General features: G+C 74.2%; 8 protein-coding genes. 4 read left to right on the plus strand and 4 right to left on the minus strand.

What is annotated here, in order from left to right:
* Positions 1 to 10: 10 nt before the first annotated feature.
* Positions 11 to 2,668, minus strand: coding sequence for an ABC transporter substrate-binding protein (locus FL583_RS33620; RefSeq protein ID WP_142708926.1), 2,658 nt, complete (start codon positions 2,666 to 2,668; stop codon positions 11 to 13).
* 36 nt (positions 2,669 to 2,704) lie between these two features.
* Positions 2,705 to 3,868 (minus strand): DUF3887 domain-containing protein, encoded by a 1,164-nt coding sequence (locus tag FL583_RS33625; protein WP_142708927.1) that lies wholly within the window; start codon positions 3,866 to 3,868, stop codon positions 2,705 to 2,707.
* A 38-nt stretch (positions 3,869 to 3,906) separates the two neighbouring features.
* Here FL583_RS33625 and FL583_RS33630 point away from each other — a divergent pair, with 38 nt between their 5' ends.
* The 3 genes from FL583_RS33630 (at position 3,907) to FL583_RS33640 (ending at position 6,122) form a co-directional block, all read left to right on the plus strand.
* Positions 3,907 to 4,461 (plus strand): helix-turn-helix domain-containing protein, encoded by a 555-nt coding sequence (locus FL583_RS33630; RefSeq protein ID WP_142708928.1) that lies wholly within the window; start codon positions 3,907 to 3,909, stop codon positions 4,459 to 4,461.
* A 100-nt stretch (positions 4,462 to 4,561) separates the two neighbouring features.
* Positions 4,562 to 5,077, plus strand: a complete 516-nt coding sequence (locus FL583_RS33635) for a SigE family RNA polymerase sigma factor (RefSeq protein ID WP_142708929.1) — start codon at positions 4,562 to 4,564, stop codon at positions 5,075 to 5,077.
* A 4-nt stretch (positions 5,078 to 5,081) separates the two neighbouring features.
* Entirely contained in the window at positions 5,082 to 6,122 is a 1,041-nt protein-coding gene (locus FL583_RS33640; protein ID WP_142708930.1) for a hypothetical protein, read from the plus strand.
* Positions 6,123 to 6,169: 47 nt separating this feature from the next.
* Here the strand turns inward: FL583_RS33640 and FL583_RS33645 are convergent, their stop codons facing one another.
* The gene (locus tag FL583_RS33645; protein WP_142708931.1) at positions 6,170 to 7,567 is read right to left on the minus strand and encodes an MFS transporter; all 1,398 of its coding nucleotides are present in this window, start codon (positions 7,565 to 7,567) and stop codon (positions 6,170 to 6,172) included.
* A 463-nt stretch (positions 7,568 to 8,030) separates the two neighbouring features.
* Between FL583_RS33645 and FL583_RS33650 the strand changes: the two genes are divergently transcribed.
* Entirely contained in the window at positions 8,031 to 10,961 is a 2,931-nt protein-coding gene (locus FL583_RS33650; protein ID WP_142708932.1) for a helix-turn-helix transcriptional regulator, read from the plus strand.
* 6 nt (positions 10,962 to 10,967) lie between these two features.
* Here FL583_RS33650 and FL583_RS33655 read toward each other — a convergent pair whose 3' ends face one another.
* Positions 10,968 to 12,479 carry an alpha/beta hydrolase gene (locus FL583_RS33655; protein WP_142708933.1) on the minus strand — a complete coding sequence of 504 codons (1,512 nt, stop codon included), beginning with the start codon at positions 12,477 to 12,479 and terminating at the stop codon, positions 10,968 to 10,970.
* Positions 12,480 to 12,590 lie beyond the last annotated feature (111 nt).

Below are 12,590 nucleotides of genomic sequence, written 5' to 3' on the forward strand. Positions count from 1 at the left end.
AGGTCCCAAATCAGGACGTTGAGAGCTTGCCCGCGCTGACGAAATGGCCACTCTTGGCCTCGTAGAGCCACATCACCGGGCTGGCCAGGTCGCCCAGATCGTTGAACCGGAGGTGCTTGGTCAGGCCGTCGGCGTCGTAGTTGTTCACGAACGTCGCCATCGTCGCGCGGTCCGCGGTGCCGGCCTCGATGCCGTCGAGGAAGATCTTCGCGGAGTCGAAGCCCTCGGCCGAGTAGCGGCCCGGCTGCTCGCCGTACGCGGCCCGGTAGGCGTCGCGGAACGTCGGCGGGGCGTCGGCCTCGGGGAAGAACGGGCCGAACAGCGCGGTGCCCTCGGCGGCGTCGCCGGCCTGGTCGAAGAACGCCGGGGCGTCGAGGTCGGACGAACCGAACAGCTTCACGTCCCGGCCGCCGTTGTCGGTGAGCGCCTTGCGGAGCCGACCACCGACGGCCGGGTCACCGGCGTAGAACACCGCGGTCGCGCCGGCCGCCTGGATCCGCGCGGCCAGGCCGGAGTAGACGGTGGGGTCGGCGACGTCGGGCTTGATCGTGTCGCGACCGGCGGCGATGTCGTCGAGGCTGTCGCTGAGGTAGCCGGCCAGCTTGGTGCCGTGGGTGGATCCGTCGTCGACCAGGTACACCTTCTGGGCCTTGAGGATCTTGGTCAGGTAGTTCGGCGCGACCAGGTTCGAGGAGTCCTCGTCGCCGATCACCTGGTGGTACAGGTTCCAGGTGGCGAGGGCGGTCGCGTCCCCGACCGGGGAGACGAACGGTAACCCGCCGTTGTCGAACGGTTCCCCGGCCGACGCCGTGTCGGCCGGCGTGACCGGGCCGACGACGCCGAGCACGCTGGTGTCGTCGGCGAGCTGTTTCGCGAGGCGGCCGGCCTTGGCCGGGTCGCTGCCGGTGTCGTGCGTGGTGAGCGCGACGTCGCAGCCGTCGTGGGAGGCGTTGTACTGCGCCACCGCGAGCCGGACGCCGTAGTCGACGCGGACGCCGAGGTCTCGGTCGGGGCCGGTCTGCGGGCCGAGGAAGGCCAGGTGCTGGTCGCAGGGGGGTGCGGACGGGGCCGCGGCGGCGGACTCGGTGGCGTCGGGGTCGGTGACGGTGGTGTTGCGGGCGATCTCGCGGACGCACGAGCCGCAGCAGGCGAGCAGCGTCAGCGACACGACGCCGACCACCGCCCAGATGATCCACGCCCTCGACCGAGCCCGGCCGACCACCCCGAGCGAAGGCCCACCCGGCCCCGCCGGGAGGCCACCCCCGCCGGGCGGCGCACCACCCCCGCCGGGCGGCGCACCGCCCGCGCCGGGGACGCCGGGGGCCGCGTGCGCGCCGCCCCCGGATACGGACCCCGGCCCGCCTCCCACGTACGCGCCACCAACGGACACCGACCCACCGGGCCCGTACGCTCCCCCGCCCGACACGGACCCGGCTCCGCCGGGCCCGTACCCTCCGGCACCGGGCAGCGGGCTCGACGCCGGTAACGGACTCGCCCCGGACGGCGACTCACCCGGGCCCGGCGCGCGTGGCGGGCCGCCGGCGGCCGGCCCGGTCGGCGGCGCGCCCGGCGGGATGTACGCGCCCCGGGCGAATGCCTCCCCCACCGCGATCGCTCCCTGAGCCACGACCAGCTCCGGGTTCTCCACGACCGTCGGCGCCACCCCGAGCTGCTGGTGCAGCAGCGTCGCGGCCAGCGGAATCCGGCTCGACCCACCCACCAGCAGCACGGTCGCGACGCTCCCGGCCGGCACGGCCGCCGTCCGGAGAACGTCCCGCGTCACGGTCACGGTCCGGGCCAGCAACGGCCGGGCCAGCTCCTCGAGCTGCTCCCGCCCCAGCGGCACCTCGTCGTCCAGCAGCGGTACGTGAATGTGGACGGTCGACGTCCGCGACAGCGTCTCCTTGGCCTGCCGCGCGTCCTCCCACAGCAACCGCGACGCCCGCCGGTCCGTCCCCGAGGACGGCGCGGTCAGCCGCTCCCACACCTCCGGCGACCGGTGCCCGAGCGCGTTCCCGAGATACCCGACGACCGCCGCGTCGATGTCCAGCCCGCCGACGTCGTCGAGCCCCTGGTAGGCGGCGACGTCGAATCCGGACGCGTTCCGGCGCACGACCGTCGCGTCGAACGTCCCGCCCCCGAAGTCGTAGACGACGACGCTCTGCCCGGGCGCCAGGTTCATCCGCGGTAACGTCAGCGAGCTGAACGCCGCCGCGATCGGTTCCGGCACCATCAGCGGCAGCGAGATCCCGGCCACCCGGGCGGCCTGGTCCAGCACGTCGAGGCGCCGCGGGCCCCAGGCGACCGGGTGCGTCAGCACGACCCGCTCCGGCGCCCGGCCCGTCGCCCGCGCGGCCTCGGCCATCACCCGCGACAGCACCGCGCCCAGCAGCTCGGTGACCCGGACGTCCCGGCCGCCGAGCAGCACGGTGCCGTCGTCGATGCGGCGCTTGGGGTTCGGCTCGTAGGCGTCCGGCCGCGTCCGGGCGACGTGCGTCGCGTCGCGTCCGGTCAGGAATCGGCCGTCCTCGTCGAGGCAGACCGCCGACGGGAGCACCGGCGACCCGTCGAACAGCAACGACTCGCTCCGGCCGTCCGGGTACCGGAGAACACCGACGGTGTTCGACGTTCCGAAATCGATCCCGATCAGATACCCGGCCGACGGCATGCGCACTAGCCTATCCAGGCCCCACCGGCCCCGTGCTCACGATCCGTCACCAGCGGTCCAGCGCACGACGTCGGCGACCACGGCTGCGTCCAGGTGTTGCGCGGGGAGGTATCCGGCCGGCGTCGAAGGACCGGAACCCGGGAAGAACAGGTGGTCGTCCGCGTCGTACACCCGGACCGCGGCCCGGGGAAGCCCGGCCCGCCAGCGCGCCAGGTCCCCGTCGACCGTGACCTGGTAGTCGCGCCCTCCCTGCAGGAGCAGCACCGGCACGTCCACCGCCGCAGCGGTCGCGACCGGATCGTCGTCGCGGAGGTCCAGCCAGTACGACCCGGGCCAGCCGAACGGAAGGTCCGCGGCCGGGGTCGCCGCGGTCAGCGACGGCGAGTCGATGAGCGCGGCCTGCCGCTCCAGAGTGGACGTATCCCAGCCGAGGTGGCGCGCGACCCGGAGGGCCGCGTGGTGCAGCGGCTCCGCGTCCGCGGCCAGCAGGATCAACCCCGCTATCGACGGGAGGGCAGCCGCGACCCGGGGTGCGACCCGCCCGCCCATGCTGTGTCCGAGCAGGTAGATCCGGTCGGTGGACAGCGTCTCGGCTGCCGCCAGCGCGCGCGGCAGGTACTCGTCGGACATCGTCCAGCCGGGCTCGACCGCGGGCTTGTCGAATCGGGCGACCGCGATCCCTTGCGACGCGAGGCCCCAGGCCAGGTCCTTGAGCGGCTTGTTCACCCCGCTGGTCTCGTCCCGGTCGAACGGTCCTCCACCGCTGAGCAGCACGACGCCCACCCGCGACCGTCGCCGGATCCCGCGCCGGCGCGGCACGGTCAGCGTCCCGGCCCCGTCCAGGATCTCCCGCTCGACGAACCGCGTCGGCCGCGCGTAGGGCGGCGGCGCCCAGCCCGCCGAGGTCGGTCCGGACGGGGCCAGCCGCAACCCGTGGATCACCTCGTCGGCGTCGACAGACATCACCACGGTGAACCCGCCCCGCTCGCCGGTCACCGGCGTACTCACCCGGGTGAGGCCCTCCACCCCCGGCTCCTCCGCCGCCTCCCCGACCGACACCACCGCACCCACCCGGGCGATCTCCCCGTCCCACGCGGCGGCCAGCGCCGACGCCGAGACCACCGCCCGTAACCGCGGCGAGAACATCGACGAGACCTCGTCGAACCGGCCCGCCACCAACGCCTCCACTACCCTTCTCATAGTTTGCAAACGGTAGCAGGAAATGAGATTGTTCGGCCATGGACGTCTTCGAACTGCTCGGGCATCCGGCCCGGCTCCGCATCGTGCACGCGCTGCGCGGCGACCGGACCTTGACCACGGCCGAGCTCGCGGAGAAGCTCCCCGACGTCTCCAAGGCGACCGTCTACCGGCACGTCGACGCGCTGGCGGCCGGCGGCGTCCTCGAGATCGCCGCCGAGCGACGGGTCCGTGGCGCGGTCGAACGCCACTACCGCCTGAACCGCACCGCGGCCGGCATCGACCCGGACACCGCCGCCGCCCTCACCCCCGACGACCACCGCCGGGCGTTCGCGACCGCGATGGCCACGCTCGCCGCCGAGTTCGACGCCTACCTCGACCGCACGTCCTCCGATCTGTCGAAGGACGCGGTCGGCTACCGGCAGCACGCGCTCTGGCTCACGCCGGACGAACTGACCGCGCTGATCGACGGTCTCCGCGCCGCGATCCGACCGGCTCTCGACCACCCGTACTCGGCGACCCGCTCCCGCTACCTGCTCAGCCCGATCCTCTTCCCCGCCGAGACGGACGAGACGCCTCGAACGTCGCGCCGATGACGTCCGCGCGCTCACGCGTCCGCAGTAGCCGAAATCGCGAGCAACCGATCCGTCGGACGTCCGCATCAAGAAGGGTGGAACCGGCGAACGGAGGGACGCGATGGCCGAGGCAGGCCGGAGCGATGACGCATACCGGGAGTACGTCGACGGTCTGATCCCCGGGCTGAGACGGGTGGCCTACCTGCTGTGCCAGGACTGGCACCGGGCCGACGACCTGGTGCAGAGCACGCTCGAGAGGCTGTACCGGCACTGGTCGAAGGCCTCCAAGGCCGACGCGCCGGCCGCGTACGCGCGGACCGTGCTGGTCCGGGTCTTCCTCGGCGAGCAGCGGATGGCCTGGGCCCGCCGGGTCGTGCTCCTGGACCGGCTGCCGGAGGACGCGGCCGCGGCCGCTCCCGACCTGGCCGACCGCCTCGCGCTCGAGGCCGCGATGCGCGAGCTGCCGCCCCGGCAGCGGGCGGTGCTCGTGCTGCGGTTCTTCTGCGACCTGTCGGTCGAGGAGACCGCGGACGCCCTGCAGTGCGCGACCGGGACCGTGAAGAGCCAGGCCGCGCGGGGTCTGGACAAGCTGCGCGAGGCACTCACCGACAGTGCCGTCGTCGAGACGAGGAGGTGACGACATGGACGATCGAACTGCCGGCACGCTGCTGCGCGAACTGCTGGCGGACGAGCCGCCGGCCAGCCGGATCGACGTCGAGAAGGCGATTCTGGCCGCGAAGCGGCGCCGGAGGAGACGAGCCGGAGCGATGCTGGTCGCCGCCGCGGTGGTGGCGCTCGTGGTCGGGGCCGCCGTCCTGCCCGGACTGCGGACGTCCGACGCCCCGGTGGCGAAGCAACCGCCGCCGCAGAACCTGTCGCCGGCGTTCCGTTTCAACCCGGCGCACCTGAACATCAGCCTGGACTGGCAGCCGGACGGGGTGACCCGGGTCGAGACCGAGACCAACGGCTGGGGCCAGCGCCTCACGCTGCTGCGCGGTCGCGGGCCGGCGTTCACCAAGGTCGCGACCGTCGAGGTGTGGGGCAAGGGCCAGGTGCTGGCCGGGGAACACCCGAACGCGCAGGTCGCCGACGACATCTACGGCAACGGGATCCCGAGCCACTGGGTCCCGAGCGCGGCCGGCGGCACGCTGTACTGGTTCTGGGGGCCGGGCGCGTGGGCGTTCCTGACCGTGTACGACGCCGACCGGCCGCTCGAGCTGGCGGTCAAGCTGGCCCGGGCCGTGCGGACGGAGTCCGAGACCATGGTCCGGGTGCCGTTCACGGTGTCCCGACCGGCCGGACTGCAACTCGTCGACGTACTGACGGTGACCGGGCCCAACGGTCAGTACGCGGCCGAGCTGCTGTTCGCGAAGCCGTCGGGCTGGGCGTTCTCGGAGTGGGCGAGCGTCAACGTGACCAACGACCCGGCGTCACTCGCGGCGAACAAGCCGTACCGGCGGGCCGTCAACGGGTCGATTCTGGCCCCCGCGCGCGAGCTGAACCGGTTCGGGGTGCGCTTGGCGCACGACTTCGTGCTGGCGGCGTCGATGTCCACGGCGCGGCCGACGGACCAGCCCGTGCCCACCCTCGACCAGGCCGGGATCACCCGGCTCGGCTCGTCGGTGAGGCTGGTGTCGAATCCCGGAGACCAGGCGAACTGGACCGCGTCCTACCTGCGGTGACGCCGACGCCCCGGGGAGCTCCTCCCCGGGGGGGTCGGCGCGGTCGGTCAGGCGGCGGGCTGGACGGCCACCCGGCCCACCACCGGACCCCGGCCGGGCGCCGAGGACGGGCCGGGCGCCGGGGACGGGGCCGGGACCGGCGGGCGCCAGGTGCCGGACCACTCGGCCGACGGCCCGGCCGGATACCGCACGACGGCCCGCCCGACCGCCGGACCCGGACCCGCAACCGGGACCGGAGCCGCCACCGGCCGCGCGGCCGGCCGGGTCGCCACCACCCCGAGCAGCAACGCGTACCCACCGATCAGCACCGCGGGCACCGCCAACGCCCCGGCCAGCCCGAACGCCCCGGCCAGCGGCGCGGCCACCAGCGACCCGGCCACGATCCCGGCGATCGCCGCCGGGTACGAGAACCCGTACGCCCGGGCCAGCACGGCCTCGTCCAGGGTCCGGGCCAGCACCGTGTCCACCACGATCTCCACCACCATCGACCCGGCACTGACCGCCGCCGCCAGCACGACCGCCACCACCATCACCGGCGCCACGGCCAGCCCGGCGGCCGCCACCGCGACCAGCATCAGCACGACCGCGATCGCGCCCCGGGTCTGCCGATCGACGCCCAGCCGGGCGACGATCACCGCGCCGAGCAGCCCGCCGACGCCCACCCCGGCCAGCAGCACCCCGTACCCGGCGTCGCCCCAGCCGAGCTGACGCCCCAGCAGCAGGAACAGCACGGTCTGGCCGCCGTAGAGCAGGCTGCACAGCACGTCCGCGCCGATCAGCCACACCGCGGCCCGGTTGGCCCGCAGCGCGCCGAGCCCCTCGCGCATCTCGGTGACGAGACCACCGGCGCCCGCGGAACCGGGCGACGACCCCAGCCGCAACCCCACCAGCAACAACGCCGACAGACCGAACGTCGCCGCGTTGATCAGGAACGCGACCGCGGGCGAACCGGCCAGCAGCAACACCGCCCCACCGGCCGGCCCGATCAGCACCGACGCCGAGGCGATCGCGCTGCGGGCGGCGTTGGCCGGGGCCAGGTCGGCCTCGTCGACCATCCGCGGCACCGACGCCGCCACCGCCGGCGGGTACACCGTGGACGCCACGGTCGCCAGCGCCGCCAGCACCGGCGCCAGCACCACCGGCAGCCCGGCCAGCGCGACGACGGCCAGCAGCCCCATCGTCGCCATCCGCACGACGTCGGACGCGATCATCAGCCCTCGCCGGTCGTAGCGGTCGGCCAGCGCCCCGCCCAGCGGGGTCAGCAGCACGATCGGGATCACCCGAGCGGCCGTCGTCGCCGCGGTCCAGCCGACCGAGTGGGTCCGGTCGTACACGAACGCCAGCAGCGCGAGGTTGTAGAGCCAGTCACCGACCTGGGACACCGCCAGCGCGGCCAGCAGCCGGCGCAGCGTCCGATTCTTCCGCACGAGCGTGAGCATCTCCATGGGATCGAGAGTCGGGCTAAGGCGTTCCCGGGCGCATCGGGCAACCTCCCTAGCGGTACCTCAGGTTCGCTGATTGCGCTGTTGGGACCGTCTAGGACCCCGGATTCGACCGGCTCGGACGCGTCGCCAACGCGACAGCGGTCCCGGTTGCGCGTCGACCGCGAACCTGCAGGTCAACCGAGCCGGCACCGGCCGCCGCGGCTTAGCCGGGAGGCGTCCGAACGAGATACGGCACGCGCCATATGGGAACGCCTGCCTGCTTAGACCTAGCGTTTTCCTCAGCACGCCGAGCACCTCGCCGGCCCCGCCCGAAAGGAGACCGACCATGCGTCGCAAGCGTCTTGCCTGAGGAACTTCCCGATAGGCGAGGGCCGTGCGTTGCACGGCCCTCGCTCTTTTGTTGGCCCGCACATCGGTCGTTAGGCCCCTGCCCTAACCCCCGGCCGACGTCCACCCTGGAGCGATGGAGCGAGGGCTGGTGAGCTCGGTGCTCGTGGGCCGGCGCGCGGAGCTGGCGCGGCTGCGGGCACTTCTCGAGCGGGTGACCGCCGGGCAGCCCGCGGTCGCGGTGCTCTCCGGTGAGGCCGGGGTCGGCAAGTCCCGGCTCGTCGCCGAGGTCGCCCGCGAAGCCGCCGACGATTTCGGCGTCCGGGTGCTGCGCGGCCGCTGCGTCGACCTGGGTGGCGCCGGCCTGGCCCTGGCCCCGCTGGTGGACGTCCTCCGGACCCTGTCCCGGACCAGCACGCCCGACGAGCTCGACCGCCTGCTCGGCCCGGCCCGCCGGGAGCTCGCCCGGCTGCTGCCGGAGCTGGGCCCGACCGCGGGCACCAGCGCCGAGGATCCGACCAGCCGGCTTCTCGAGCAGGTCCTCGGCCTGATCACCCGGCTCGCCGCCGACCAGCCCCTGCTGCTGGTCGTCGAAGATCTGCACTGGGCCGACCGCTCCACCCGCGATCTCGTCTCGTTCCTGGCCCAGACGCTGCAGGAACTCGGGGTCATGCTGCTGATGACCTACCGCTCCGACGAGCTGCACCGCCGCCATCCGCTGCGTCCGCTGGTGACCGGCTGGGAGCGCATGCGGTCGGTGGAACGGCTCGAGGTCGGCCGGTTCACCCGCCGCGAGGTCGACGAACAGCTCCGGGCGATCCGCGGCCGACGCTCGAACGCCGCGTTCCTCGACGTCGTCTTCGAACGGTCGCAGGGCAACGCGTTCCTGGTCGAGGAGATCCTGGCCGCGGTCGAGGGCGGCGCCGATCCGTCCGCGCTGCCGCCCTCGCTGCGTGACGTGCTGCTGGCCCGCACCGAGACCGTGTCCGAGGCCGCGCAGTCGGTGCTACGGGTCGCCGCCGCGGCCGGTCCGCGGATCTCCGAGCGGCTGCTGGCCGCCGTGTCCGGCACCGGCCCGGCCGAGCTGCACCCGGCGCTGCGCGAAGCCGTCGAGCACCACCTGCTGGTGATCGACTCGAGTGGCCACGGCTACGAGTTCCGCCACGAGCTCACCCGCGACGCACTCTACGACGACATGCTGCCCGGCGAACGCGTCCGGCTGCACGCCGCCTACGGGGAGGCCCTGAGCGGCGACGCCACGCTGCTCGGCGAGGACAGCGGCTCGATCGCGGCCACGCTGGCCCACCACTGGTACGCCGCGCTCGACCTGCCCCGGGCGCTCTCGGCGTCGGTCCGGGCCGGCCAGCACGCGGCCGCCCGGTACGCGCCCGCCGAAGCGTTGCACCACTTCGAGCGCGTGCTGCAGCTCTGGCCCCGGGTCGGCGACGCCGTCGAACGGGCCGGCATCGACTGGACCGACGCCAACCTCGCGGCGATCGACGCCGCGTTCTACGCGGGCGAGCTCCAGCGCGGCCTGTCGCTGGTGGACGAGGTGCTCGCCGACCCCGCGTCGGTCGCCGACCCGGTCCGCCGCGCGCGGGTCGCCGAACGCCGGGCGCATCTGCTCGGCCACGGCGGACGCACCGAGGAGGCCGCCGCGCAACTGCGGGAGGCTCTCGCGCTGCTGCCCGAGCGGCCGGTCACCGTGACCCACGCCGCGGTGCTGGCCTCGCTGGCCACGATGGTCCGGCGCAGCGGTGACGAGGAGGGGGCGCAGGCGATCGCCCGGCGCGCCGCCGCGGCCGCGGCCGAGTCCGGCGCGACCGCCTACGAGGCCGAGTCGCTGATCACGCTGGGGTCGGCGACCGGCTATCTCGACGACGTCCCGGCCGGCCTGGCCACGCTGCACCAGGGCATCGACCTGGCCCGGGCGCACCAGTACGACAACACCGCGCTGCGCGGCTACATCAACCTCTCCGACCTGCTCGAGATGATCGGCCGGCACGCCGAGGCCACCCAGGCGGCCCGGGACGGCCTCGCGCTGAGCGGCCGGGTGGGCTCGGCCCGGTCCTGGGGCGCGATGCTGGCCGGCAACATCGTCGAGCCGCTGCTGCGGCTCGGGCGCTGGCGCGAGGCCCAGGACCTGATCACCGAGACCCTCGCCGACGACCCGGTCAGCATGTTCGCCGCGTCGCTCTTCCTGCTCCGCGCCGAGCTGCACCTCTGGCAGGGCGACCGCGCCGCCGCGGCCGCCGACCGGCAGGAGGCCGGCCGCCACCTCGGCGGCAACGAAGAGGTCCAGTACTCGGTCCCGCTCGCCTATCTCGACGGTGAGCTGGCCCGCTCCGCCGGCGACCTCGAGGCCGCCTGGGACCACGTTCGTCCGGCGCTACGGCCGCCGATCGTCCCGATGGCGGTCCGCTACTGCTGGCCCCTGGCCTGGCTGGGCGCCCGTGTTCACGCCGACGCCCGGCCGGGCGCGGTCGGTGACCCGGGTGACGTCGACGCCCTGCGGACGCTGATCGAGACGTTGCCCGCGACGACGCCACCGGCCCGGGCCGCGGCGGCCATGGCCCGGGCCGAGCTGGCCCGCGCCGGCGGCCGGGGCGAGGTGGGGGCCTGGCAGGCGGCGGTGACCGCGTGCCGGGAGGCGTCCGAGCTGTTCCCGCTGTGCTACGGCCTGTTCCGGCTGGCCGAGGCCCGGGCGGCGACCGCGCTCGACACCGGGGCCGCCGCCGACGCCCAGGAATGTCTCCGCTACGCCGACGACCTGGCCGCGGCCACCGCCCAGGACGTCCGCGCGCTGGTGCGACGCGCGCGGATCCGCCTGGAGCAGCCCGACGGTCCGGTCCCCGACGTCGAGAACGAGTTCAAGCTGACCGACCGGGAGCGGGAGGTGCTGGGCCTGGTGGCCGAGGGCCGGTCCAACGGCCAGATCGCCGGCGTGCTCTACATCAGCCCGAAGACGGCCAGCGTGCACGTGTCGAACATCCTGGCCAAGCTCGGCGTCGGCAGCCGCACCGAGGCGACGACGATGGCCCACCGCCACGGCCTGCTGCCGGCCTGACCGGGGTCAGGCGCAGCGGGTGTCGCGGGCCGGGAGCGTCCCGGACAGGAGGAACGCGTCGGCGGCCGCCGTCGCGCACGACCCCGGCACCCCGTAGACGCCGTGTCCCCCGCCGTCGACGGTCACCAGCACCGACCGGCGGCCCAGCGCTCGGTGCATGCCCCGGCCGGCCTCCAGCGCGGCCAGCGGGTCGCGCTCGTGGTGCAGCATCAGGATGTTCCGCGGCCCGCTCGCGGTGACCCGCACCGGCGGCTCGACCGGCGCGGTCGGCCAGAACGCGCACGGCCAGATGTTCGACAGCGCGCCGGCCGAGAGCGGGTGCGCGGCCCGGTCCGCGGCCACGTTCCGCGCGTAGACCCGGACGTCGGAGGGCCAGCGGACGTCGTCGCAGGCCACCGCGTAGGCAGCGGAGAGCGTGTTGTCGGCGGGCACGCCGGGTGACACCGCGCTCGCCGGGTCGGCCAGCGCGAACAGCTGCTGCAGGGCCTGCACGTCGGCGTCGGTCGCGGAGCCGGCCGCGAGCGAGGCGGCCGCCTGCCAGGCCCCGACCAGCAGCGGTAGGGCCTGGTCGGAGGTCAGCAGCATCGTCGTCAGCCCGCGCAGCACGTTGCCCGACAACGCGACCGGGGCGCCCGCCACGGTCACCGGCTTCCGGTCGAGCTTCTTCGTCAGCGCGACCCACGACGCGGTCACTGCTTCCGGCGTCGCCCCCAGGTGCAGTGACGCGTCGCGAGCGGCCGCGTAGGAGGCCGCGTCCGGGAAGCGGGCCGCGAAGCCCGTGCTCTCCAGCCGGAAGTTGCCGTAGTAGACCTTGGCCGGGTCGATCGAGCTGTCCAGCAGCGCCCGGTCCAGCCGCGCGGAGAACAGCGTCGCGTACACCGCGCCGAGGTAGGTGCCGTACGACGTCCCGACGTAGGAGATCGTCTTCTCGCCGAGCGCGGCCCGGATCCGGTCGAGGTCGCGGGCGGTGTTCGCGGTGGTCAGGAACGGCAGCACGCCGCCCGACCGGGCCGCGCACCGCGCGGCCGCCGACTTCGCGAACGCCACGTTGGCCGCGATCGACCCGTCGGGCGCCGGATACGGGTACGGGGGCGTCATCTCGGCCGCGGTGAAACCGCACGATACCGGGTTGCTGTGCCCGACGCCCCGCGGGTCGAACCCGATCCGGTCGTAGACCGCCGCCACCGACGGCGACGCGGGGAACGTGCTGGGCAGGTTCAGCCCCTCGCCGCCGGGCCCGCCCGGGTTCATCAGCAGCACACCGCGACGCTTCGCCGGATTTGTCGCCGGAACTTTGGACACCGCGATCGAGATCGTCTTACCGTCGGGATGCCGGTAGTCCAGCGGGACCGTTACCGTCCCGCACTGCTGCGTCGGGTCGACGGTGACGCCGACTGGCGGCGCCGGGCATTTCCCCCACGCGATGCCCGGTGCGTCCGACGCCTGCGCCACGACGGACAGTGATCCGGCGGCGAGGACGGCGGCCACCGCCGTCATCGACCAGAACAGCCTCTTCACGTTCACTCCTCGCTCGGTGACGATGTCCCGCCACACGCTAGGGAGCGAAGACCGGCAAATCGTCACCCATCGGAGCGCACCTGCCCGTCCCCCGAGCGAGCTACGCGAAGG

Origin of the sequence: Cryptosporangium phraense (assembly GCF_006912135.1) — a bacterium.
Taxonomy (GTDB): Bacteria; Actinomycetota; Actinomycetes; order Mycobacteriales; family Cryptosporangiaceae; genus Cryptosporangium; species Cryptosporangium phraense.

Bases quoted from the DNA above. Each gene is read 5' to 3' on its own strand.
- FL583_RS33620 (WP_142708926.1), bottom strand. From the start codon at position 2,668: ATGCCGTCGGCCGGGTATCTGATCGGGATCGATTTCGGAACGTCGAAC.
- FL583_RS33625 (WP_142708927.1), bottom strand. From the start codon at position 3,868: ATGAGAAGGGTAGTGGAGGCGTTGGTGGCGGGCCGGTTCGACGAGGTC.
- FL583_RS33630 (WP_142708928.1), top strand. From the start codon at position 3,907: ATGGACGTCTTCGAACTGCTCGGGCATCCGGCCCGGCTCCGCATCGTG.
- FL583_RS33635 (WP_142708929.1), top strand. From the start codon at position 4,562: ATGGCCGAGGCAGGCCGGAGCGATGACGCATACCGGGAGTACGTCGAC.
- FL583_RS33640 (WP_142708930.1), top strand. From the start codon at position 5,082: ATGGACGATCGAACTGCCGGCACGCTGCTGCGCGAACTGCTGGCGGAC.
- FL583_RS33645 (WP_142708931.1), bottom strand. From the start codon at position 7,567: ATGGAGATGCTCACGCTCGTGCGGAAGAATCGGACGCTGCGCCGGCTG.
- FL583_RS33650 (WP_142708932.1), top strand. From the start codon at position 8,031: ATGGAGCGAGGGCTGGTGAGCTCGGTGCTCGTGGGCCGGCGCGCGGAG.